The organism is Saccharothrix sp. NBAS 001 (genome assembly GCF_056640475.1).
Window position 1 is genome coordinate 865681 of record NZ_CM153251.1, and the last position, 21659, is coordinate 887339.

The following is a 21659-nucleotide window of genomic DNA, read 5'->3' on the forward strand; positions in this document are numbered from 1 at the left end:
CACGCCGGGTGCGCGCCGGGTCACACCCCGGGGGACGCGGTCGGCAGGGGCGGGGCCGGCGGACGCGCGGGAGGTGTCAGCCCAGCTCGCGCTCCGCCTGGGCGATCGCGGCGAACTCCTCCTCGGGCGCGGAGGCCACCAGGTGGTGCCTGCTGTAGAACCAGAAGTACGCCAGCGCCACCACCACGGTGCCCGCGGTGATCCCGGCGGCCAGCTCGTCCACGAAGAACGTCGCGACGACCGCCGCCAGCGCGAGCACCAGCGCGACGCCCGTGGTCACCGCGCCGCCGGGCGTGCGGTACGGCCGCTCCAGCTCCGGTTCGCGGATCCGCAGCACGATGTGCGCCACCATCATCAGCACGTACGACAGCGCCGCGCCGAACACCGCGATGTCGATCAGCAGCGCGCCGTCGCGGGTGATCGACGCCAGCGCGAACCCGATCCCGCCCGGCACGATCAGCGCCAGGTACGGCGTCTTCCGCTTGCCCGTGCGGGACAGCCAACGCGGCAGGTACCCGGCGCGGGACAGCGCGAACAGCTGCCGCGAGTAGGCGAAGATGATCGAGAAGAAGCTGGCCACCAGCCCGGCCAGGCCGACGTAGTTCACGATCTGCGCCAGCGGGGTGTCACCGCCGTAGGCCGCGCGCACCGCGTCCGGCAGCGGGTTGTCGGAGCCCTTCAGCACCTCGGAGCCCGCGCCGCCGGGCGCGAACACCAGGATCGAGCCCGCGAACAGCAGCAGGGCCACCATCGCGCCGATGATGCCGCGCGGCATGTCCCGCTTCGGGTCGCGGGCCTCCTCGGCGGCCAGCGGAACCCCTTCCACGGCGAGGAAGAACCAGATCCCGTACACCAGCGCGCCCAGCGCCCCGGTGATCCCGAACGGCAGGAACCCGTCGTTCCCGGCGAGGTCGAACAGCTTGTCCGGGTCGAACTTCGGGATCATGCCGACCACGAACGCCAGCAGCGCCGCCACCGCGACGCCGGTGATCACGAACATCAGCCGCAGCGCCTCGCCCACGCCGTACAGGTGCACGCCGACGAAGACCAGGAAGCACACCAGGTAGACCGGCCACGAGCTGGTCAGCCCGAACAGCCCGAGCGTCTCCACGTACCCGCCGATGAACACCGCGATGGCGGCGGGCGCGATGGCGTACTCGATGAGGATCGCGATCCCGGTGGCGAACCCGCCCAGCGGCCCGAGCGCGCGCCGCGCGAAGCCGTAGCCCGCGCCCGCGACCGGCAGCGCGGCGGCCAGTTCGGCGAGCCCGAACACCATGCAGGTGTACATGGTGGCCATCAGGACGGTCGCGATCAGCAGGCCGCCCCAGCCGCCCTGGGCGATGCCGAAGTTCCACCCGGCGAAGTCGCCGGAGATCACGTAGGAGACACCCAGCCCGGCCAGCAGCACCCAGCCCGCCGCGCCCCGCTTCAGCTGTCGGTGCTCCAGGTACTCGCGGCCGACCTTCTCGTACTCGACGTGCTTGGCCATCCGTGGCTCCAATGGGTCAGCGACGCTCCTTTGGAAGGTGGTCGAGAGTGGCCCGCGTCACGTGATGGTGTCAACCGGCAGCGCGCGGAACACCCCGCGCGGCGGGTGCCCGAGCCGGCGGAACGCGGCGTGCGCGGCGACCATGACCGCGATCCGCAGCGAGTTGTGCACCGGGGAGTAGCGGCGCACCGGGGTGAACGTCGCGGTCCAGTCCAGTGCGAAGTGGACCAGCGCCCGCACCGGCGAGCGGAGTTCGCCGGGGCCGGTCCAGTCCGGCAGCCGGGGCGGCGTCCACTGCTCGCCGTTCTCCCGGGGGTTGCGCCGGGCGTGCTCGGCCAGCGCGGCGGACGCGCGGCCGCGGAACCGCTCGTACTCGGCCCGGTCCATGGCCACCACCAGGATCAGCCGCTCGGGGCGGAGCAGCCGCGCCGACTCGCCCAGCTCCCACAGCGTGCCCTCGCCCCAGCCGAGCACCAGCACGACGTGCCGCGCGCCTCGGATCAGCTCCCGCACCGGCGGCTGCCACTCGTCGGGCAGGTACATCCGCAGCGCCCCGACGTGCGGCACGGGCTCGCCCGGCCGTCCGACGGCGACCATCGGGTCCTCCGTCGACAGCGCGTCGACCAGCAGCGACTCCTGCGAGTCCTCGGTGATCGCCACGCCGCGCAGCCCCCGCTTCACCGCGCCGAACGCCTGCGCGCCCGCCAGCCGCTCGTCGTCGCCGAACGTCCGCAGGTACAGGCTGTAGGCCAGCCCTTCGAGGTCGTCGGGCGTGCGCACGGTCGGCGCGAGGTAGCGGCGGGAACGCGCGAACAACCCGTTGGCCCGCACGAACATCCACAGGCCCAGCAGCACGCCGAGCGCGGGCAGCGCGTCCGACCAGTCGGGCCGCCCGTCCAGCACGCCGCCGTCGTGGGCGAGCGCGGGCAGCGTGGTCGCGAGAAGGTAGAGCGCGTAACCGAGCCCGAACGCGCCCAGGGCCATCGCGGTCCAGCCGAGGAAACCGTTGACCACGAACATGTTGTTGCCGTCCCGCAGGATGTTCCACACCACCCGCAGCCCCGCCAGGCAGGCGATCACCACCCAGGTGCCCGGCCGGCCGAGCGCGACGAGCGTGAACGGCGACTCGCTCAGGTGGAGCAGCTTGGTCAGGCCGAGGAACAGCAGGGCCGCGCCGGCCGTCATGAGCAGCATCGCGCGCACGAACAGCGAGCCGGCGCGGTGGCCGGCGGGGTTGGGCGCGAGCTTGGGCCGGAGCCGCTCCCAGGAGTTGGTCGACACCGGGTCCCCCCTCCGCGCACACCCCGTCGGATCGAGCGTAGCGAGGCGATCAAGGGCGTCCGAGCGGGTGGCGTTCGTCACCCGATGGTGTCAGGATGGCCTCGTTCAATGGCTCGCTGTCATACCTTTGGAGGCACTGCGGATGCTGACCGTCGAGGAGTTGCGCGAGCTGGTGGACAGCGGGGAGATCGACACCGTGCTGATCGCGATCGTGGACATGCAGGGCCGGTTGCAGGGCAAGCGCTGCGCCGCCCGGCACTTCCTCGACGAGGTGCTGCCGCACGCCGCCGAGGGGTGCAACTACCTGCTCGCGGTCGACACCGAGATGAACCCCGTCGGCGGGTACGCCATGTCCTCCTGGGACACCGGCTACGGCGACTTCGTGATGAAGCCGGACCTGGCCACGCTGCGCCGCGTGCCGTGGCACGAGGGCACCGCCCTGGTCATGTGCGACATCGAGTGGGAGGACGGCACGCCGGTGCCCGCCTCGCCCCGGCAGATCCTGCGCCGCCAGCTCGACCGGCTCGCCGAGCGCGGCCTGCGCGCGTACGTCGGCACCGAACTGGAGTTCATCGTCTTCGACAACACCTACGAGGACGCCTGGAACCGGGGCTACCGCGACCTCACCCCCGCCAACCAGTACAACGTCGACTACTCGCTGCTGGGCACCGCCCGGATCGAGCCGCTGCTGCGCGCCATCCGCAACCACATGACCGGCGCGGGCCTGGAGGTCGAGTCCGCCAAGGGCGAGTGCAACCCCGGCCAGCACGAGATCGCGTTCCGCTTCACCGAGGCGCTGGCCACCTGCGACAACCACAGCATCTACAAGACCGGGGCCAAGGAGATCGCCGCCCAGCAGGGCCGGTCGCTGACGTTCATGGCGAAGTACAACGAGCGCGAGGGCAACTCGTGCCACATCCACCTGAGCCTGCGCTCCGCCGACGGCGAACCGGTGTTCGCCGAGGGGCGCGGGATGTCCGCGCTGATGGAGTCCTTCCTCGCCGGCCAGCTCGCCGCGCTGCGCGAACTCACCTACTTCCTCGCGCCGAACGTCAACTCCTACAAGCGGTTCGTCGAAGGCAGCTTCGCGCCGACCGCGGTCGCCTGGGGCCGGGACAACCGGACCTGCGCGCTGCGCGTGGTCGGGCACGGCCCGTCGCTGCGCTTCGAGAACCGGGTGCCCGGCGGCGACGTCAACCCGTACCTGGCGGTCGCCGCGCTGGTCGCGGCCGGGCTGCACGGCGTGGACAACGGCCTGACCCTGGAGGACGAGTTCGTCGGCAACGCCTACGCCTCCGGCCGCGAGACCGTGCCGACGACCCTGCGCGACGCCGCGAACCTGTTGGCGGGCAGCGCGATCGCGCGGGACGCGTTCGGCCGGGACGTGGTGGACCACTACCTCAACGCGGCCCGGGTGGAGCTGGCCGCGTACGACTCGACGGTGACCGACTGGGAGCGAATCCGTGGTTTCGAACGGCTCTAGGCCGCTGATCGGCGTCAGCACCTACCTGGAACGCGCGCGGTTCGGCGTGTGGGACGTGGAGGCCGCGGTGCTGCACCGCGACTACCTCGACTCGGTGGTGCGCGCCGGCGGCAACCCGGTGCTGCTGCCGCCGGTCGGCACCTGGGACACCGACTCGATCGGCTTCCTGGACGGCCTGGTGCTCTCCGGCGGCGCGGACGTCGACCCGGCGCGCTACGGCCGGGGGCGCGACCCGCGCACCGGGCCGCCCCGGTCCGACCGCGACACCGCCGAACTGGCGCTGGCCCGCGCCGCGCTCAAGCTCGACCTGCCGGTGCTCGGCGTGTGCCGGGGGATGCAGGTGCTCAACATCGCCCTGGGCGGCACGCTGCACCAGCACGTCGAGGGCCACAACCCGGCGCCCGCGGTGTTCCAGCACACCGGCATCGCGGTCGCGCCCGGCACCAGGCTGGCCCGGATCGTCGGCCCGGCCACCACCGTGCACTGCCACCACCACCAGGCGCTCGACGTGCTCGGCGACGGCCTCGCGGTCGTCGCGAGCGCGCCGGACGGCACGGTCGAGGCCGTGGAACTGCCGGGCGCGCGGTTCGTGCTCGGCGTGCAGTCGCACCCGGAAGCCGACAGCGAGGACGACCGCCTGTTCGCCGCGCTGGTCGACGCCACGAGGAGGGAGAACGCCCGGTGACCACGTTCGACGTGATCGACCCGGCCACCGAGGAGTTGATCCGCCCGGTCGGGTTGGCCTCGGAGCGGGAGACCGACGCCGCGATCGCCCGCGCCCACGCGGCGTTCCCGGCGTGGCGGGCCGTCGCGCCCGGCGACCGGGCCCGGCTGCTGCGCCGGTTCGCCGACGCCGTCGACGGCGCGCTGGAGGAGCTGGCCCGGCTGGAGGTGCGCAACGCCGGCCACACCATCGGCAACGCGCGCTGGGAGGCGGGCAACGTCCGCGACGTCCTGCACTACTACTCGGCCGCGCCGGAACGGCTGTTCGGCCGGCAGATCCCGGTCGCGGGCGGGCTGGACGTCACGTTCCAGGAGCCGCTGGGCGTGGTGGGCGTGATCGTGCCGTGGAACTTCCCGATGCCGATCGCGGTCTGGGGGTTCGCGCCCGCGCTGGCGGCCGGCAACACGGTGGTGCTCAAGCCCGCCGAACTCACGCCGCTGACCGCGTTGCGGCTGGCCGAACTCGCCCGCGAGGCGGGCCTCCCGCCAGACGTGTTCCAGGTGCTGCCCGGCGCGGGACCCGTGGTGGGGCAACGGTTCGTGACCCACCCGGCGGTGCGCAAGGTGGTGTTCACCGGGTCCTCGCGGGTCGGCAAGCAGGTCATGGCGGGCTGCGCGGACCAGGTCAAGCGGGTCACCCTGGAACTGGGCGGCAAGTCGGCCAACGTGGTGTTCGCCGACGCCGACCTGGAGCAGGCCGCCGCCACCGCGCCGTACGGGGTGTTCGACAACGCCGGGCAGGACTGCTGCGCGCGGTCCCGGATCCTGGTGCAGTCCTCGGTCTACGACCGGTTCATGGAGTTGCTGGAACCGGCGGTCAAGGGCGTCGTGGTCGGCGCGCCGGGCGACGAGGCCACCGAGATGGGGCCGCTGATCTCCGCCGCGCACCGCGCCAAGGTGGCCTCCTACGTGCCCGACGACGCGCCCGTCGCGTTCCGCGGCTCCGCCCCGGAAGGGCCGGGGTTCTGGTTCCCGCCAACGGTTCTCGCGCCCGTGTCGCCCGGCGACCCGGCCGCCGTGGACGAGATCTTCGGCCCCGTCGTGGCCGTCCTGCCCTTCGCCGACGAGGACGAGGCGGTGCGGCTGGCCAACGACAGCGAGTACGGGCTGTCCGGCTCGATCTGGACCCGGGACGTGGGGCGCGCGCTGCGCGTGTCACGGGCCGTGGAAGCCGGGAACCTGTCGGTGAACTCGCACTCCTCGGTGCGCTACTGGACGCCGTTCGGCGGGTTCAAGCAGTCCGGGCTGGGCCGCGAACTCGGTCCGGACGCGCTCGCGTCGTTCACCGAGACCAAGAACGTCTTCATCGCCCACTGATCCGCACGCGATCCATCCGATTGGGAGAGACATGGCACAGCGACTGGAAGGCCGGGTGGCGGTCGTGACCGGCGGCGGCAGCGGCATCGGCCTGGCCTCGGCGCGCCGGCTGGCGGCCGAGGGCGCGCGGGTGGTCGTCGCGGACGTCGACGCCGAGTCGGGCAAGGTCGCCGCCGACGAGGTGGGCGGCCTGTTCGTGCAGGTGGACGTGACCGACGAGGAACAGGTGGAGGCGCTGTTCCGGACCACCGCGCAGACCTACGGCTCGGTGGACGTCGCGTTCAACAACGCGGGCATCTCGCCGCCCGAGGACGACTCGATCCTGACCACCGGCATCGAGGCGTGGGACAAGGTGCAGAAGGTCAACCTGACCTCGGTGTACCTGTGCTGCAAGTACGCCATCCCGCACATGCTGGCGCAGGGCAAGGGGTCGGTGATCAACACGGCGTCGTTCGTGGCCACCATGGGCGCGGCGACCTCGCAGATCTCCTACACCGCCTCCAAGGGCGGCGTGCTGGCGATGAGCCGGGAGTTGGGCGTGCAGTTCGCCCGGCAGGGCGTGCGGGTCAACGCCCTCTCGCCCGGACCGGTCAACACGCCGCTGCTGCGCGAGCTGTTCGCCAAGGACCCGGAGCGGGCCGCGCGGCGGCTGGTGCACGTGCCGCTCGGGCGGTTCGCCGAGCCGGAGGAGATCGCCGCCGCGGTGGCGTTCCTGGCCAGTGACGACTCGTCGTTCATCACCGCGTCGAACTTCCTGGTGGACGGCGGGATCGCGGGCGCCTACGTGACACCGCTGTAGCCGGCCCGTGCGCGATCCGCTGAGCGACCCGGTGGTGGAACCGGCGCGGGACGCGTTGTTCCGCCCGGTGCGGGCGGGCAACGCGTTCGAGGAGACCGTGGAACGGCTCGTGCAGGCCATCCGGCTGGGCGTCGTGCCGCCGGGGGAGCGGCTGCCCGCCGAGCGGGAGCTGGCGGCCCGGCTCGGCGTGAGCCGGGTGACCCTGCGCGAGGCGATCCGGTCGTTGCAGGACGCCGGGTACGTCGAGTCGCGGCGCGGTCGCTACGGCGGCACGTTCGTCAACGCGTCGCTGCCCGCCGCCCGGCCGGGACGCCCGGTGCGGCCGGCCGAACTGCTCGACGCGCTCACGTTGCGTGCGGTGCTGGAGGCCGGCGCCGCGGAGTGCGCGGCCGGGCGCGCCCTGGGGCCGGCGGAGCGGCGCAACCTGCGGGCGCGGCTGGCGGAGTGCTCGGGCGCGGTGCTGGAGGAGTACCGGCGCAAGGACTCCCGGCTGCACCTGGCGATCGCCGAGGCGACCGGGTCGGCCTCGCTCACCGCGGCCGTCGCCGACGTCCGGACGCGGGTCAACGAGCTGCTCGACCGGATCCCGCTGCTGCCGCCGAACCTGGCGCACTCCAACGAGCAGCACGAGCTGATCGTGGACCGCATCCTGACCGGCGACCCGGACGGGGCACGGCAGGCGGTGGTCGAACACCTGGCGGGCACCGCCTCGCTGCTGCGCGGTTTTCTGTCCTGACGCCGGGAATGTCACGGGGTGGGCTGCGCGGCCTTGCCGTAGCCGAACTGCGAAATCAGGTTGCCGTTCGTGTCCCGCAGTTTCGCGGTGTCGCCCTGGTCGTTCCAGATCGGCCGGCCGCTGCCGTAGGAGAATCCGCCGGACTCCGGGTGGACCTCGTTGGTGTAGATCCGGATCCGCTGGCCCGGCTGGAGCACGGTGCCGGGCGGGAACCGGAAGTCCTGGCCCGCGTCGTCCGCGCCGAGCACCCAGCCGGAAATGTCCCCGGGGGCCGTGCCGCGGTTGATGACCTCGACGTACTCGTCGGACTGGGTGCGCTTCACCTGGCCCTTGTTGCGGACCGTGGTGATGGCGATGTCCGGGCGGCCGACGCGGTTGAACAGGGCGACCACGTCCGCGCTGTTGGCGCTGTTCTCGGCGCTGATGAACTTGCGGACGACCTGGCCGTTCTGCTTGAAACCGCTGATCACGACCGCGTACTGCTCGCCGTCCACGGTCACCGACTCGGGCGAGACGAACGTCGGCAGGTCGACCTCGTCCTCCGGGTTGGGACCCACGTTCGGGGTCTCGTTGTGCCGGAACTTGAAGCTGAAGTCGCTCTCCGTGCCGTCCTCGAACACGACCTTCACGGTCAGGTCGACCTCGAACTGCGCCACCGGCATGGCCTGGATCGGGAAGTTCTCGTGGGTGAACGTGCCGAGCGTGAACTCGGTGCCGTCCAATTTCAGGTCCACCGTGCCGCCGCTGAAGACGTACCCGCTCTTGCCGGAGCCGGCCGGAATGCCCCACTTCACGTGGGGCGTGCCCAGGCCCTCCAGGTTGGGCGGATTCGTGCTGATGGTCGGCCAGTTGCCGGACGTCGTCGCAGTGCTCATGAGGTGATCATGCTCCCCGCGTCCGGGGGGAGTTAATCCGCTGTGCGGGCGAAAACGCGTTTCGACGGGTGTCCGGTGGGTGCACTTTCGTTCACACTTGTCGGTCCGTTCGAGTGTGCCGAATTCCCGAACAGGCTATTTCCCGCCGAAGTGCGCCCTGCGCGGCGGCCGTTGGCGGACGCCGGTTGGGCCGAGTGGATCATCCCGGCCGGACGCCGGACCGCCCGCCACCCGGCGCGATCCGGCGGTCGTGCGGCTCAGCGCGGGAAGTCGCGGAACTCCCGCCCCGGCTGGCGGTCGGGGTGCCGGTCGTCCATCCGGGACAGGCCGGGCCGATCGCCGCGCCGGGGCCCGTCGTGGTCGAACAGCGCGACCAGGCCGCCGCCGAGCACCAGGCCGATCAGCCCGACGGCGACGAGCTGGGTGGCCTTGTGCCGCGCGAACCGGCCGAACCCACCGCCCTGGGCGGTGTTCGGCGGGGCGGCGGGCGGCGGCACGTGCGCGTACCGGGCACCCGCTGCCGGCGGCGGCACGGCTGCGCCGGGCTGTGCCGCGCCGGGCTGCTGCGCGGTGGCTTGCTGCGCTTCGGGTTGTGCTGCGCCGGGCGGCTGTGCGCCGGGCTGGTGCGCGGCGGCCGGCTGCGCGTCGGGCTGGGGAACCGCTTGCTGGGGTGCCGCGGCCTGGGGCTCCGGAGCGGGTGGCTGCGTTGCGGCGGGTTGGGGTGCGGCGGGTTGGGGTGCGGCGGGCTCCGCTGCGGCGGGCCGGTCGGTCGGGGGCGGAGGTGTCGTGGGTTGCGCAGCGGTGGGCGGGGTGGTCGTGGCGGGTGTGGGCGGAGTCTGGCCGGCCGGGGTTCCGGGAGTTGCCCCGGCGGGCAGTGGGCGGGTGGGGTCGGTGCCTTCGGGCTGGTCGGCCATGGTGGAACTCCGGTCTTCAAGGGTCTGCGTCCCCAGGTTGCGCCGCCGACCTGAGCGCACCCTGATGGTCAGCTGTGAATGAGCTGTTCGTGCCCGGTGTCCGGGTTCGACGGGTTTCGGCCGGTCGGGCGGCGTGTCGCCCGCGCCACCGCCGCGCGCCCGGCGGGAGGCGGTCGGGGCAGGTCCCGCCCCGGTCGCGGTGCCGGTGGGACGTGTCGGCGGTTATCGGTTCGGTGAGCACCGATAACATCTCCACCGAAGGTCCGTCCTACCGGAGGAGTCATCGTGTCCCAGCCACGTCCCGCAGCCGCTCTCGCCCCACCTCGCGTGGTGGTGCCGGCGGGGACTACCGCGGGCACGGCGGTCCGGGAGGCCGGGCTGCCCGGCAAGGGGCCGGACGCCGTCGTGGTCGTCCGCGACGCCGAGGGCCACCTGCGCGACCTCTCCTGGACCCCCCGGGTCGACGTCGAGGTCGAGGCGGTCGCCGCCGACACGCCCGACGGGCGCAGCGTCATCCGGCACTCCGCCGCCCACGTGCTCGCGCAGGCCGTCCAGCAGCAGTTCCCGGACGCCAAGCTGGGCATCGGCCCGCCGGTCAAGGACGGCTTCTACTACGACTTCCAGGTCGACAAGCCGTTCACGCCCGAGGACCTCCAGGCGCTGGAAAAGCGCATGAAGCAGATCATCAAGGGCGCGCAGCGGTTCGACCGGCGCGTGGTGGAGTCGGTCGAGGCCGCCAAGACCGAACTCGCGGCCGAGCCGTTCAAGCTCGAACTGGTCGACATCAAGTCCGACGTCGACACCGCCGAGGTGATGGAGGTCGGCGGCGGCGAGCTGACCATCTACGACAACCTCGACCCGCGCACCGGCGACCGGGTCTGGGGCGACCTGTGCCGCGGCCCGCACGTGCCGACGACCAAGCACATCCCGGCGTTCAAGCTGACCCGGGTCGCCGCCGCCTACTGGCGCGGCAACGAGAACAACCCCCAGCTCCAGCGCATCTACGGCACGGCGTGGGAGTCCACCGAGGCGCTGGACGCCTACCTGGAGCTGGTCGCCGAGGCCGAGCGCCGCGACCACCGCAAGCTGGGCGTCGAGCTGGACCTGTTCAGCTTCCCGGACGAGCTGGGCTCCGGCCTGGCGGTGTTCCACCCGAAGGGCGGCATCGTCCGCCGTGAGCTGGAGAACTACTCGCGCCGCCGGCACGAGGAGTCGGACTACGAGTTCGTCTACACGCCGCACATCAGCAAGGGCGGCCTGTTCGAGACCTCCGGCCACCTGCCGTACTACGCCGACACCATGTTCCCGCCCATCCAGTTCGAGGGCGAGGACTACTACCTCAAGGCCATGAACTGCCCGATGCACAACCTGATCTTCAGGTCGCGCGGGCGGTCCTACCGCGAGTTGCCGTTGCGGCTGTTCGAGTTCGGCACGGTCTACCGGTACGAGAAGTCCGGCGTGGTGCACGGCCTGACCAGGGTGCGCGGCCTGACCATGGACGACTCGCACATCTACTGCACGAAGGAGCAGGCGCCCGGCGAGCTGCGCTCGCTGCTCAAGTTCGTGCTCGACCTGCTCGCCGACTACGGCCTGAGCGACTTCTACCTGGAGCTGTCCACCCGCGACGACTCGCCGAAGTTCATCGGCGACCTCGCCGACTGGGAGGAGGCGACCGAGACGCTGCGGCAGGCGGCGCTGGACTCCGGGCTCGAACTGGTGCCCGACCCGGGCGGCGCGGCCTACTACGGGCCGAAGATCTCGGTGCAGGCCAAGGACGCGATCGGCCGGTCGTGGCAGATGTCGACCATCCAGGTGGACTTCAACCAGCCCAAGCGGTTCGGGCTGGAGTACACCGCCCCGGACGGCTCGCGGCAGCAGCCGGTCATGATCCACCGGGCGCTGTTCGGCTCGATCGAGCGGTTCTTCGGCGTGCTCACCGAGCACTACGCGGGCGCGTTCCCGGCGTGGCTGGCCCCGGTGCAGGTGGTCGGCATCCCGATCGCGGACGAGCACGTCGAGCACCTGGAGCGGGTGGCCGCGACGCTGCGCGAGCACAAGATCCGGGTCGACGTGGACGCCTCCGACGACCGGATGCAGAAGAAGATCCGCAACCACACCACGCAGAAGGTGCCGTTCATGCTCCTCGCGGGCGGCAACGACGTGGAGTCCGGCGCGGTGTCGTTCCGGTTCCGCGACGGCACCCAGATCAACGGCGTGCCGGTGGCCGAGGCGGTCCAGACGATCGTCGACTGGGTCGCCCGCCGCGAGAACACCTCGCCCACGGCGGAACTCGTCCAGTGACGCCTGAGTACGAGGAGCAGGACGGGGTCGGGGTCCACGACGCGTTGCAGCGGCTGTGGACCCCGCACCGCCTCTCGTACGTGCGCGGCGAGGGCAAGGCGGACGGCGACGAGCCGGCGGGCTGCCCGTTCTGCCGGGTGATCGAGCTGGACGACCCGGACGGCCTGGTCCTGGCCCGCGGCGAGCGGGTGTTCGCGGTGCTCAACCTGTACCCGTACAACCCGGGCCACCTGATGGTGCTGCCCTACCGGCACGTGCCGGACTACACCGACCTCGACCCGGCCGAGACGGTCGAGTTCGCCGAGTTCACCCAGCGCGCGATGCGGGTGATCCGCGCGGTGTCCCAGCCGCACGGGTTCAACATCGGCATGAACCAGGGCGTCGTCGGCGGCGCGGGCATCGCCGCCCACCTGCACCAGCACGTGGTGCCGAGGTGGGGCGGGGACGCCAACTTCATGCCGGTGATCGGCCACACCAAGGTCATCCCGCAGTTGCTGGGGGAGACCCGGCAGCTGCTGTCCGCCGCCTGGGCCGCGCACTAGCGGCGTTCACCCGACCGCGACCGGCGGGCCCGCTTCCAGCGGCCCGCCGGTTCGCCGTGCGCGTCTCAGCCGGTGCGGCCCCTGGTGATCGACAAGGGTGGTCGCGCTCCGTTGCCGAAGTCGCGTTCCGGCGTCCGCGCCCGGCCGGGCTTACGCTCGGTCCGGGGGTGGTGCCGGTGCCGCGGACGATCGACGTACGGGTTCCGAGCGGCACCAATCGGTCGAAAAGCGGTTTCGCAAGAGCAACTGCACGCGCAATTGCACGTGCAACCCGAATACACACTGTGAGCGTGCGCTAGATCACCATGGAGTGATGGGTCAACGCCCGGTATTCCCTGTGTGGCCGATCGTCACGGGCACCGGTCATCGATAACGTGCGTTTCATGACCGCACCTGAGCGTTCGCGGCTGGCCCGAGAACGGCTCTCGCGCGAGTTACGAAGGCTGCGCACGGAAGCCAAGATGACCGGCACGGCCACCGCGCGCGCCACCGGGATGAGCCAGTCGAAGTTGTCGAAGATCGAGAACGGGATGCTCCTGCCGTCCGTGACCGACGTGGAGCGCCTGGTGGCCGAGTTGTCGGCGACCAGGGAGACCAGGGTCGAGCTGGTGGAGCTGGCGCGCCAGCTGCACGCGGAGGCGGAGACGCGCCGGGTGGTGCTGCACCGGGGTGCGCACCGGCACCAGCAGACCGTGGCGCGGATCGAGGCGCGTGCGACGACGAGTCGCTTTTTCCAGAACGCCGGGGTTCCGGCTTTGTTGCAGAGTGAGAACTACCTGCGGGTGGTGTTGAACGCGACTCCGGCACATGAGCAGGACACGGCTATCGCGACGTTGCGGAGTCGTCGGGCGAGGATGGACGATCTCGGAAAGAGATTCGTGTTCCTCCTCGCGGAGGGCGCGTTGCGGTGGCGGTTGGGGTCGGCGGATCTGATGTGCGAGCAGATCGACCACCTGGTGCAGACGATGCGCCGGCCGAACGTCCAGTTGGGTGTGGTGCCGTGGACGGCGGACGCGAACCTGGTGGCGTTGCACGGGTTCCAGGTCTACGACGAGCGGGTGGTGACGTTGAGCGTGCTGACCGGCAACGCGACGATCACCGACCCGCACGACGTGCGGGAGTACCTGACGCTGTTCGGCAGGTTGGAGCGGTTGGCGATGCGGGGTGAGCAGTTGGAGGACCTGTTGGAGGGGATCTCCAGGGACCACCGCAAGCTCGGCTGAGCTGGGCCGTTAGGCTGCTCGGGACCAGTCGTCCTTCCGCCGGTAGGTGCAGTCGCCGCCCCATGCTGAACATCTTCGCCCGCGCGTCGGTCTCGCGCGTCACCGATCCGATCGGGGCGTGGCTGCTGCGACGCGGCCTCACCCCGAACACCGTCACGGTGCTCGGCACCGTCTGCTCCGTCGCGGCGTCGCTCTGGTTCATCCCGCGCGGCCAGCTGTTCACCGGGGCCGCGGTGGTCACCGCGTTCCTGCTGTTCGACCTGATCGACGGTGCGATGGCCCGCGCGCAGGGCGGCGGCACCGCGTACGGCGCGGTGCTGGACGCGAGCTGCGACCGGATCGCCGACGGCGCGCTGTTCGCGGCCATCGCCTGGTGGTGCTTCGGCGCCGGCGAGCAGGGCCTGGCCGCGGCCACCCTGGTGTCCCTGGTCGGCGCGCAGGTCACCTCGTACGTCAAGGCGCGGGCGGAGGCGTCCGGACTGACCGCCGACGTGGGCGTGGCCGAACGGGCCGACCGGTTCGTGGTCGCGCTGGTCGGCGTCGGGCTGCACGGCCTCGGCGTGCCTTACATCCTGCCCGTGGCGCTGTACCTGCTCGCCGCGCTGGTCGTGATCACCGTGGCGCAGCGCCTGCTGGCGGTGCGGCGGTCGGCGAAGGAGTTGGCCACATGAAGGAGCGCTTGGCGGACCTGGGCTTCGCGGCGGGCTGGCGGCTGGTCCGCCTGCTGCCGGAGAAGTGGGCCGTCGCGCTGTTCGACGCCGCCGCCGACCGGGCGTCGCGCCGGGCCGGTGCCGGTGTCCGGCGGCTGCGGGCCAACCTGCGCCGGGTCGTGCCGCGCGCCGGCGAGGCCGAGCTGGACGAGCTGGTCCGGCTGTCGGTCCGGTCCTACGCCCGGTACTGGCGGGAGGCGTTCCGGCTGCCGTCGATGGACCTCCAAGCCGCCTACGCCCAGACCGACCGCACGATGACCGGCGTGGAGAACCTGGACGCGGCGCTCGCGGCCGGCAACGGCGCGGTCCTCGCGCTGCCGCACTGCGGCAACTGGGACATGGCGGGCGTGTGGCTGGTCGGGCACTCCGGCCGGTTCACCACGGTCGCCGAGCGCCTCAAGCCCGAATCGCTGTACCGCCGGTTCATCGGGTTCCGGGAGAGCCTCGGCTTCGAGGTGCTGCCGCTGACCGGCGGCGACCGCAACCCGGCGGTCGTGCTCGCCGAGCGGCTGCGCGCCAACGGCGTGGTCTGCCTGCTCGCCGACCGCGACCTGACCGCCGGCGGCGTGCCGGTCACGTTCTTCGGCGAGCAGACCATGATGCCCGCCGGCCCCGCGCACCTGGCCGCCACGACCGGCGCGGCGCTGCTGCCGGCCGGCCTGTGGTTCACCGAGGACGGCTGCACGATCCGCATCCACCCGCCGATCCGGGTCGCCGGGCTGACCGGGGTGGCACCGGCCACCCAGCAGCTCGCCGACGTGTTCGCCGCCGACATCGCCGCGCACCCGGCGGACTGGCACATGCTCCAGCAGCTGTGGCTCGCGGACCTGCCGGAGAGCAGGCAGCGGGCGCTGCGCCGGGTGCTGGCCCGCAGGGAGGGCGCCGAGTGAGGGTCGGCATCGTGTGCCCGTACTCCTTCGAGGTACCCGGAGGCGTGCAGGCGCACGTGGTCGACCTGGCGCGCGCGCTGCGCTCGCTCGGGCACGAGGTGGAGGTGCTCGGCCCGGCCGACGACGACACGCCCGTGCCGGAGTTCGTCACCTCCGCCGGGCGCGCGGTGAGCATCCCGTACAACGGGTCGGTGGCGCGGCTGTCGTTCGGGCCGGTGTCCTTCACCCGGGTCCGGCGGTGGATCGCCGAGCACGACTTCGACGTGCTGCACCTGCACGAGCCGACCGCGCCGTCGCTGTCCATGCTGGCGCTGATGGTGGCCGACGGGCCGATCGTGGCGACCTTCCACACCTCGACGCCGCGCTCCAAGATGCTCTCCGCGTTCCAGGTGGTGCTCCAGCCGTTCCTGGAGAAGATCACCGCCCGGATCGCGGTGTCCGCGCTGGCCCGGCGGGTGCAGGTGGAGCACCTGGGCGGCGACGCGGTGGAGATCCCCAACGGCGTGGACGTCGGGTTCTTCGCCGACGCCGACCCGCTGCCCGGCTACCCGCGCCCCGGCGGCACGATCGGCTTCGTCGGCCGGTTCACCGAGCCGCGCAAGGGGATGCCGGTGCTGCTGGAGGCGTTCCGGGAGCTGCCCGGGGACGTCCGGCTGCTGATCGTCGGCCGGGGTGACCAGGACGAGCTGCGCAAGGCCGCCGGCCCCGCCCTGGCGTCCCGGGTGGACTTCCTGGGCATGGTGGACGACGAGACCAAGGCCCGCGCGCTGCGCAGCGTCGACGTCTACTGCGCGCCCAACACCGGCGGCGAGAGCTTCGGCATCATCCTCACCGAGGCGATGTCCGCCGGTGCCGCCGTGGTGGCCGCCGACCTCGACGCGTTCCGCCGGGTGCTCGACGACGGCAAGGCCGGCGTGCTGACGCCGGTCGGCGATTCGACGGCGCTGGCCCGCGCGCTGCGCGACCTGCTGGACGACCGGGGCCGGCGCGCGGACTACGTGGACGCGGCCCGCCAGCGGGTGATGACCTACGACTGGTCCGTGGTGGCCGGGCAGGTGCTGCGGGTCTACGAGAGCGCGATGGCGGCCGACCCCCGGCAGGTGGGACAGGCGTGACCAGCTCCGGCATGGCGTTGACGTTCCTGGTGCTGCTCGGGCTGGTCGTCCTGGTGGGTCCGGGGATCCTGGCCACCGCCAACCGGCTCGACCGGCTGCACGTGCGCACCGACGCCGCGTGGGCCGCGCTGGACGCCGCCCTGGCGCGGCGGGCCGTGGTGACCCGCGCGGTGGCCGTGCTGTGCGCCGAGCCCGGCCTGCGCGACGCGGCCGACCGGGCCGAACAGGCGTCGCGGGCCGACCGCGAGGCCGCCGAGAACGAACTCAGCGGCGTGCTGGAGGACCTCGACCGGTCGGCGCTGGCCCCGGCGCTGGCGGCGGAGCTGTCCGACGCCGAGCAGCGGGTGGTGCTGGCCCGGCGGGTGCACAACGACGCGGTGCGCGACACGCTCGCGCTGCGCCGCTGGCGGCTGGTGCGCTGGCTGCGCCTGGCCGGCACCGCCCCGACGCCGACCTACTTCGAGATCGCCGAACCGCTCCAGGACGTGCCGACCCAGCGGGTGTCCGCGCGGGTCGTGCTCGCCGACGCGGCCGGCCGGGTGCTGCTGTTCGAGGGCTTCGACCCGGCCCGGCCCGAGGAGCTGTTCTGGTTCACCGTGGGCGGCGGCGTCGAGCACGCCGAGGACCTGCGCACGGCGGCGGTGCGCGAGGCGTTCGAGGAGACCGGGCTGGAACTCGCGCCCGACGAGCTGGTCGGCCCGGTGTGGAAGCGGCGGGCGGTGTTCAGCTTCGACGGGCTGAGCTACGCGGCCGAGGAGTGGTTCTTCGTGTGCCGCCGGGACGCCGCCGACATCGACACGTCCCGGTTCAACGACATCGAGCGGCAGACCATCCGCCGGCACCGCTGGTGGTCGGTGGACGAGCTGCGCGCCACCGACGACACCGTGTACCCGGTGCAGCTGGCGGAGGTCCTGCCCGCCGCGCTGACCGGGTGGGACGGCACGACCCGTTCGGTGCGCTGACCGGGCGGCGTCAGAGGACGAAGGTCGCGATCATCTGGCCGAGCAGGCGGACGTCGGCGTGGCCTCGGAACTCCAGCCGGACCTTGCCCAGCCCGGAGAACCAGAGGTCCAGCTCGGCGTCCATGTCGAAGGTGCCGGCGGTCTCGATGGAGAACGCCTGCACCCGGCTGTAGGGCAGGGACGTGAAGTCCTTCTTGCGGCCCGTCATGCCCTGGACGTTGACCGCGATCACCCGCTTGTTGGTGAACACGACGAAGTCGCGCACGGTCTTGAAGCACGACACGATCTGCTCGCCCTGGATCATGATCGGCGACACCTGCGGCGCGATGTCCTCGGGCCGGCACGGCGCGAGCTTGAACACGGACGCTTTCTCGAAGTCGATCACCCTGTCGACGGTAGCACCGGATCGGGTGGTGGGAGAGCCGCCGACCGGGCCACCCGACCCGCCCGCGACGTCGCGCTGCGGCGGTCGCCCGGCCCCCGGCCCGCGCCCCGCCGGTCGCGCCCCGGCCGGGCAGGACCCGGCCGAGCACGCCCCCCGTCGTCGTCGCTACGCCCAGCCCGTCGCGTTCGTCGCGGTCTCCCGGGAGATCCCCGAGCCGGTGCCCGGGAACCCGCCGAAGAGGTCCGCGTGCAGGTGCGCGAAGAAGTAGCACAGCGCCTCGCACTCGGCGTCCGGCACGGCGAGCCTCGGGTCCCGCGACACCGCCTCGTAGAACTCCTGACCCAGCGCGACGATGAACCCCCGCGCGTACAGGAACCCGTCGTCCGAGCCGTCGGTCACCTCGTGCACGTCGCGCCGGTCGATGTCGTGCAGCTTGCGCTCCACGACCGCGTCCAGCGCCGTCAGCTCCTGGGCGGACAGGCCCTCGGTCGCCTGCCGCAGCGCGGTCAGCACCGCGTCCAGGTGCTCCTCCAGCTCGGCCGCCGCGTCGAACGCGTCCTCCTCCGGGTCGCGCTTGGCCAGCGCCGCGCGCGTCCCGTTCGCCTCCGGGCCCACGCCGGCCCAGGCGCCTTCCAGCAGTGCCCAGAACCGGGCTTCGTCGTTGTCGATCTTCACGGGCGGCAGCGTAGCGGGCAGGTCCGACAATCCCGCCCGGCCACGCTCCCGACCTGCGGTGATCACACCCTCGGCAGCACCTGGTCGCCGTACGCGGCAAGGGTTTCGTCCTTGTCGTCGTGCATCAGGTACAGCGCGAAGTTGGACACCCCCAGCTCCCGCAGCTCGTGCAGCCGCTCGACGTGCGCCGACGCCGGGCCCACCAGGCAGAACCGGTCGACGATGGAGTCCGGCACGAAGTCGGTCGAGCGGTTGCCCGCCCGGCCGTGGTGGGCGTAGTCGTAGCCCTCCCGGTCCTTGATGTAGTCGGTCAGCGCCTTGGGCACCGCGCCCGAGTCGCCGTAGCGCGCCACCAGGTCCGCCACGTGGTTGCCGACCATGCCGCCGAACCACCGCAACTGGTCGCGCTGGTGCGGCAGGTCCGGCCCGACGTAGGCGGGCGCGGCCACGCACAGCGTGATCGCCGCCGGGTCCCGCCCGGCCGCGACCGCCGCGTCCCGGACGGTGCCGATGGTCCAGCGCGCGATGTCGGGGTCGGCGGTCTGGAGGATGAAGCCGTCCGCCTGCTCGCCGACCAGTTTCAGCGCCTTCGGGCCGTAGGCGGCCATCCACACCTCCAGCTTGCCGTCGCGCACCCACGGGATGCGCACCGGCGTGCCGTGGTGGACCACCTCGCGGCCCTCGGCCAGCTCCTTGACCACGTGCATCGCCGCGCCGAGCGTGGCCAGCGACGCGGGCGGCTGCCCGATCACCCGCCGCGCCGAGTCGCCCCGGCCGATGCCGCACACCGTGCGGTTGCCGAACATGTCGTTCAACGTGGCGAACAGCGACGCCAGCACGGACCAGTCCCGGGTGCTCGGGTTGGTCACCATCGGACCCACCACCAGGTCCGTGGTGGCGGCCAGCACCTGCGAGTAGATGACGAACGGCTCCTGCCACAGCACCGTCGAGTCGAACGTCCAGCCGTAGCGGAACCCGTTGTCCTCAGCCGCTTTCATGCCCGCCACGACGTCCCGCGCGGGCGGGTCGGTCTGCAACACCACACCGAAGTCCACAGCGGGCCTCCTAGACGAGGTACTGGTTCAGCTCACGGGTCAGGAAGCGGCCGTGCCCGACCGCGCCTCGGAACCCCGACGCGTCGACCACGACCCGGCCCCGGGACAGCACGGTGTCCACCTTGCCGGTGAGCGCCATGCCCTCGTACGCCGAGTAGTCCACGTTCATGTGGTGCGCGGCGGCCGAGATCGTCTGCTTCGCGGCGGGGTCGTAGACCACCAGGTCGGCGTCCGCGCCCGGCGCGACCACTCCCTTGCGCGGGTGCAGGCCGAACATCCGCGCGGGCGTGGTCGAGCTGATCTCCACCCACCGCTCCAGGCTGATCTCGCCCTTCACCACGCCCTGGTGCAGCAGGTCCACCCGGTGCTCGACGCCGGGTATCCCGTTGGGGATCTTGGAGAAGTCGCCGCGCCCGAGTTCCTTCTGGTCCTTGAAGCAGAACGGGCAGTGGTCGGTCGAGACCACCGACAGGTCGTTGGTGCGCAGCCCGCGCCACAGCTCGGACTGGTGCTCGCGCGGGCGCAGCGGGGGAGAAGCGACGTACTTCGAGCCCTCGAAGTCCGGTTTGGCCAGGTCTTCCAGCGACAGGTAGAGGTACTGCGGGCACGTCTCGGCGAACACGTTCTGCCCGGTGTCGCGCGCCTTCGCCACCGCGTCCAGCGCCTGCGCCGCGGACAGGTGCACGACGTAGAGCGGCGAACCGGTCACCTTCGCCAGCGTGATCGCCCGGGAGGTGGCCTCGCCCTCCAGCTCGGCGGGCCTGGTCAGGCCGTGCTCGACCGGGTCGGTGCGGCCCTCGGCGAGGGCCTGGGCGACGAGCTGGTCGATCGCGATCCCGTTCTCCGCGTGCATCATGACCGTCGCGCCGATCTCCCGCGCCTTCTGCATCGCGCGCAGGATCTCGCCGTCGGTGGCGTAGAAGACGCCGGGGTAGGCCATGAACATCTTGAACGTGTTCACGCCCGCCGCGACGCAGGACTCCATCTCCTTGAGCGAGGTGTCGTCCACGTCGGACACGATCATGTGGAAGCCGTAGTCGACCGCGCAGTTGCCATCCGCCTTGGCGTGCCACTTGTCCAGCGTCGCGAGCAGGGAGGTCCCCTTGGCCTGCACCGCGAAGTCGATGATCGTCGTGGTGCCGCCCCACGCCGCCGCCGTGGTGCCGGTGGCGAAGGTGTCGGCGGAGAACGTGCCGCCGAACGGCATCTCCATGTGGGTGTGCGCGTCGACGCCGCCGGGGATCACGTACTTGCCGGTCGCGTCGATCGTCTCGTCCGCCTCGACCGGGAAGCCGGGCGCGAGCAGCGCGGCGACCCGCTCGCCCCGCACCAGCACGTCGGCGGTGAACGCCCCGGTCGCGTTCACCACGAGACCGCCCTTGACCAGGATGCTCATGGCGTCACCAGCGAGTCGTAGGTGTCCGGGCGGCGGTCGCGGTAGAACGCCCACAGGTCGCGCACCTCGGCCAGCCGGTCCATGTCCAGGTCCCGGACGACGATCTCCTCCTCGGTGTCGGAGGCGGCCTCGCCGACCAGCTGCCCGCGCGGGTCCACGAAGTACGACTGGCCGTAGAAGTCGTTGTCGCCCAACGGCTCCACCCCGACCCGGTTGATCGTTCCCACGTAGTACTCGTTGGCCACGGCCGCCGCCGGCTGCTCCAGCCGCCACAGGTACTCCGACAGGCCGCGCGAGGTGGCCGACGGGTTGAACACGATCCGCGCCCCGCCCAGGCCCAGCGCCCGCCAGCCCTCCGGGAAGTGCCGCTCGTAGCAGATGTACACGCCGATCCGGCCGACCGCGGTGTCGAACACCGGGTAGCCGAGGTTGCCGGGCCGGAAGTAGAACTTCTCCCAGAACCCCTTCACCTGCGGGATGTGGTTCTTGCGGTGCTTGCCCAGGTACGTCCCGTCGGCGTCGATCACCGCGGCGGTGTTGAAGTACACGCCGGGCTGCTCCTGCTCGTACATGGGCACGACCAGCACCACCCCGTGCTGGGCGGCCACCTGGCACATCAGCTCGGTGGTCGGGCCGTCCGGGATGCCCTCGGTGTAGGAGTAGTAGTCGGCGTCCTGCACCTGGCAGAAGTACGGGCCGTAGAAGAGTTCTTGCAGGCACACGACCTGGGCGCCCTGCGACGCGGCGGTGCGGACCGCCTCCACCGCGTTCGCGGTCATCGAATC

The 21659-nt window shown here is 72.1% G+C and carries 21 protein-coding genes; 12 read left to right on the forward strand and 9 right to left on the reverse strand.

Going from position 1 to position 21659, the window contains the following annotated elements:
* Nucleotides 1-76: 76 nt before the first annotated feature.
* Together eat and AC0HI0_RS03845 are read right to left on the reverse strand one after the other, a co-directional pair.
* Nucleotides 77-1492 carry an ethanolamine permease gene (gene eat, locus AC0HI0_RS03840; RefSeq protein ID WP_480930843.1) on the reverse strand — a complete coding sequence of 472 codons (1416 nt, stop codon included), beginning with the start codon at nucleotides 1490-1492 and terminating at the stop codon, nucleotides 77-79.
* A 57-nt stretch (nucleotides 1493-1549) separates the two neighbouring features.
* Nucleotides 1550-2773, reverse strand: coding sequence for a hypothetical protein (locus AC0HI0_RS03845; protein ID WP_480930844.1), 1224 nt, complete (start codon nucleotides 2771-2773; stop codon nucleotides 1550-1552).
* 142 nt (nucleotides 2774-2915) lie between these two features.
* On the opposite strand from AC0HI0_RS03845, the gene AC0HI0_RS03850 reads away from it, so the two are divergent.
* From AC0HI0_RS03850 to AC0HI0_RS03870, 5 genes are read left to right on the forward strand one after another with little or no spacing between them, the layout of a single operon-like run.
* Nucleotides 2916-4256, forward strand: coding sequence for a glutamine synthetase family protein (locus AC0HI0_RS03850; protein ID WP_480930845.1), 1341 nt, complete (start codon nucleotides 2916-2918; stop codon nucleotides 4254-4256).
* Nucleotides 4237-4941: a gamma-glutamyl-gamma-aminobutyrate hydrolase family protein gene (locus AC0HI0_RS03855; protein ID WP_480930846.1), complete on the forward strand. Its 705-nt coding sequence runs from the start codon at nucleotides 4237-4239 to the stop codon at nucleotides 4939-4941. Before AC0HI0_RS03850 ends, AC0HI0_RS03855 begins: the two co-directional genes overlap by 20 nt.
* On the forward strand, nucleotides 4938-6296 hold the full coding sequence (locus tag AC0HI0_RS03860) for an aldehyde dehydrogenase family protein (RefSeq protein WP_480930847.1): 1359 nt from the start codon (nucleotides 4938-4940) through the stop codon (nucleotides 6294-6296). The genes AC0HI0_RS03855 and AC0HI0_RS03860 overlap by 4 nt, the downstream gene beginning before the upstream one ends.
* A 31-nt stretch (nucleotides 6297-6327) precedes the next feature.
* Complete coding sequence (locus AC0HI0_RS03865) at nucleotides 6328-7095, forward strand: 3-oxoacyl-ACP reductase (RefSeq protein WP_480930848.1); 768 nt, start codon at nucleotides 6328-6330, stop codon at nucleotides 7093-7095.
* Between the two features lie 7 nt (nucleotides 7096-7102).
* The gene (locus AC0HI0_RS03870; RefSeq protein WP_480930849.1) at nucleotides 7103-7831 is read left to right on the forward strand and encodes a FadR/GntR family transcriptional regulator; all 729 of its coding nucleotides are present in this window, start codon (nucleotides 7103-7105) and stop codon (nucleotides 7829-7831) included.
* An 11-nt stretch (nucleotides 7832-7842) separates the two neighbouring features.
* Here the strand turns inward: AC0HI0_RS03870 and AC0HI0_RS03875 are convergent, their stop codons facing one another.
* A complete protein-coding gene (locus AC0HI0_RS03875; protein WP_480930850.1) occupies nucleotides 7843-8706 on the reverse strand; it encodes a choice-of-anchor K domain-containing protein in 864 nt (287 codons plus the stop codon).
* Nucleotides 8707-8963: 257 nt separating this feature from the next.
* Entirely contained in the window at nucleotides 8964-9239 is a 276-nt protein-coding gene (locus AC0HI0_RS03880; protein WP_480930851.1) for a hypothetical protein, read from the reverse strand.
* A gap of 666 nt (nucleotides 9240-9905) precedes the next feature.
* On the opposite strand from AC0HI0_RS03880, the gene thrS reads away from it, so the two are divergent.
* The 7 genes from thrS to AC0HI0_RS03915 all read left to right on the forward strand — a co-directional run bounded on the left by thrS (nucleotide 9906) and on the right by AC0HI0_RS03915 (nucleotide 17363).
* Nucleotides 9906-11921 (forward strand): threonine--tRNA ligase, encoded by a 2016-nt coding sequence (thrS, locus tag AC0HI0_RS03885; RefSeq protein WP_480930852.1) that lies wholly within the window; start codon nucleotides 9906-9908, stop codon nucleotides 11919-11921.
* Nucleotides 11918-12463, forward strand: a complete 546-nt coding sequence (locus tag AC0HI0_RS03890) for an HIT family protein (RefSeq protein ID WP_480930853.1) — start codon at nucleotides 11918-11920, stop codon at nucleotides 12461-12463. Before thrS ends, AC0HI0_RS03890 begins: the two co-directional genes overlap by 4 nt.
* 383 nt (nucleotides 12464-12846) lie before the next feature.
* Nucleotides 12847-13686 carry a helix-turn-helix domain-containing protein gene (locus tag AC0HI0_RS03895; protein ID WP_015100449.1) on the forward strand — a complete coding sequence of 280 codons (840 nt, stop codon included), beginning with the start codon at nucleotides 12847-12849 and terminating at the stop codon, nucleotides 13684-13686.
* Between the two features lie 62 nt (nucleotides 13687-13748).
* A complete protein-coding gene (gene pgsA / locus AC0HI0_RS03900; RefSeq protein WP_480930854.1) occupies nucleotides 13749-14357 on the forward strand; it encodes a phosphatidylinositol phosphate synthase in 609 nt (202 codons plus the stop codon).
* A complete protein-coding gene (locus AC0HI0_RS03905) occupies nucleotides 14354-15286 on the forward strand; it encodes a phosphatidylinositol mannoside acyltransferase (RefSeq protein WP_480930855.1) in 933 nt (310 codons plus the stop codon). Before pgsA ends, AC0HI0_RS03905 begins: the two co-directional genes overlap by 4 nt.
* Nucleotides 15283-16401, forward strand: a complete 1119-nt coding sequence (locus tag AC0HI0_RS03910) for a glycosyltransferase family 4 protein (protein ID WP_480930856.1) — start codon at nucleotides 15283-15285, stop codon at nucleotides 16399-16401. Before AC0HI0_RS03905 ends, AC0HI0_RS03910 begins: the two co-directional genes overlap by 4 nt.
* Nucleotides 16398-17363 (forward strand): NUDIX hydrolase, encoded by a 966-nt coding sequence (locus AC0HI0_RS03915; protein ID WP_480930857.1) that lies wholly within the window; start codon nucleotides 16398-16400, stop codon nucleotides 17361-17363. The genes AC0HI0_RS03910 and AC0HI0_RS03915 overlap by 4 nt, the downstream gene beginning before the upstream one ends.
* 10 nt (nucleotides 17364-17373) lie before the next feature.
* Here AC0HI0_RS03915 and AC0HI0_RS03920 read toward each other — a convergent pair whose 3' ends face one another.
* From AC0HI0_RS03920 to AC0HI0_RS03940, 5 genes are all read right to left on the reverse strand, one after another.
* The gene (locus tag AC0HI0_RS03920) at nucleotides 17374-17748 is read right to left on the reverse strand and encodes a PH domain-containing protein (RefSeq protein ID WP_480930858.1); all 375 of its coding nucleotides are present in this window, start codon (nucleotides 17746-17748) and stop codon (nucleotides 17374-17376) included.
* Between the two features lie 165 nt (nucleotides 17749-17913).
* Entirely contained in the window at nucleotides 17914-18423 is a 510-nt protein-coding gene (locus tag AC0HI0_RS03925) for a DUF4240 domain-containing protein (protein ID WP_480930859.1), read from the reverse strand.
* 62 nt (nucleotides 18424-18485) lie between these two features.
* Nucleotides 18486-19478: a TIGR03842 family LLM class F420-dependent oxidoreductase gene (locus tag AC0HI0_RS03930; RefSeq protein ID WP_480930860.1), complete on the reverse strand. Its 993-nt coding sequence runs from the start codon at nucleotides 19476-19478 to the stop codon at nucleotides 18486-18488.
* 10 nt (nucleotides 19479-19488) lie between these two features.
* Nucleotides 19489-20874 carry a dihydropyrimidinase gene (hydA, locus tag AC0HI0_RS03935; RefSeq protein ID WP_480934247.1) on the reverse strand — a complete coding sequence of 462 codons (1386 nt, stop codon included), beginning with the start codon at nucleotides 20872-20874 and terminating at the stop codon, nucleotides 19489-19491.
* Complete coding sequence (locus AC0HI0_RS03940) at nucleotides 20871-21653, reverse strand: nitrilase-related carbon-nitrogen hydrolase (RefSeq protein WP_480934248.1); 783 nt, start codon at nucleotides 21651-21653, stop codon at nucleotides 20871-20873. Before AC0HI0_RS03940 ends, hydA begins: the two co-directional genes overlap by 4 nt.
* Between the last annotated feature and the right edge of the window lie 6 nt (nucleotides 21654-21659).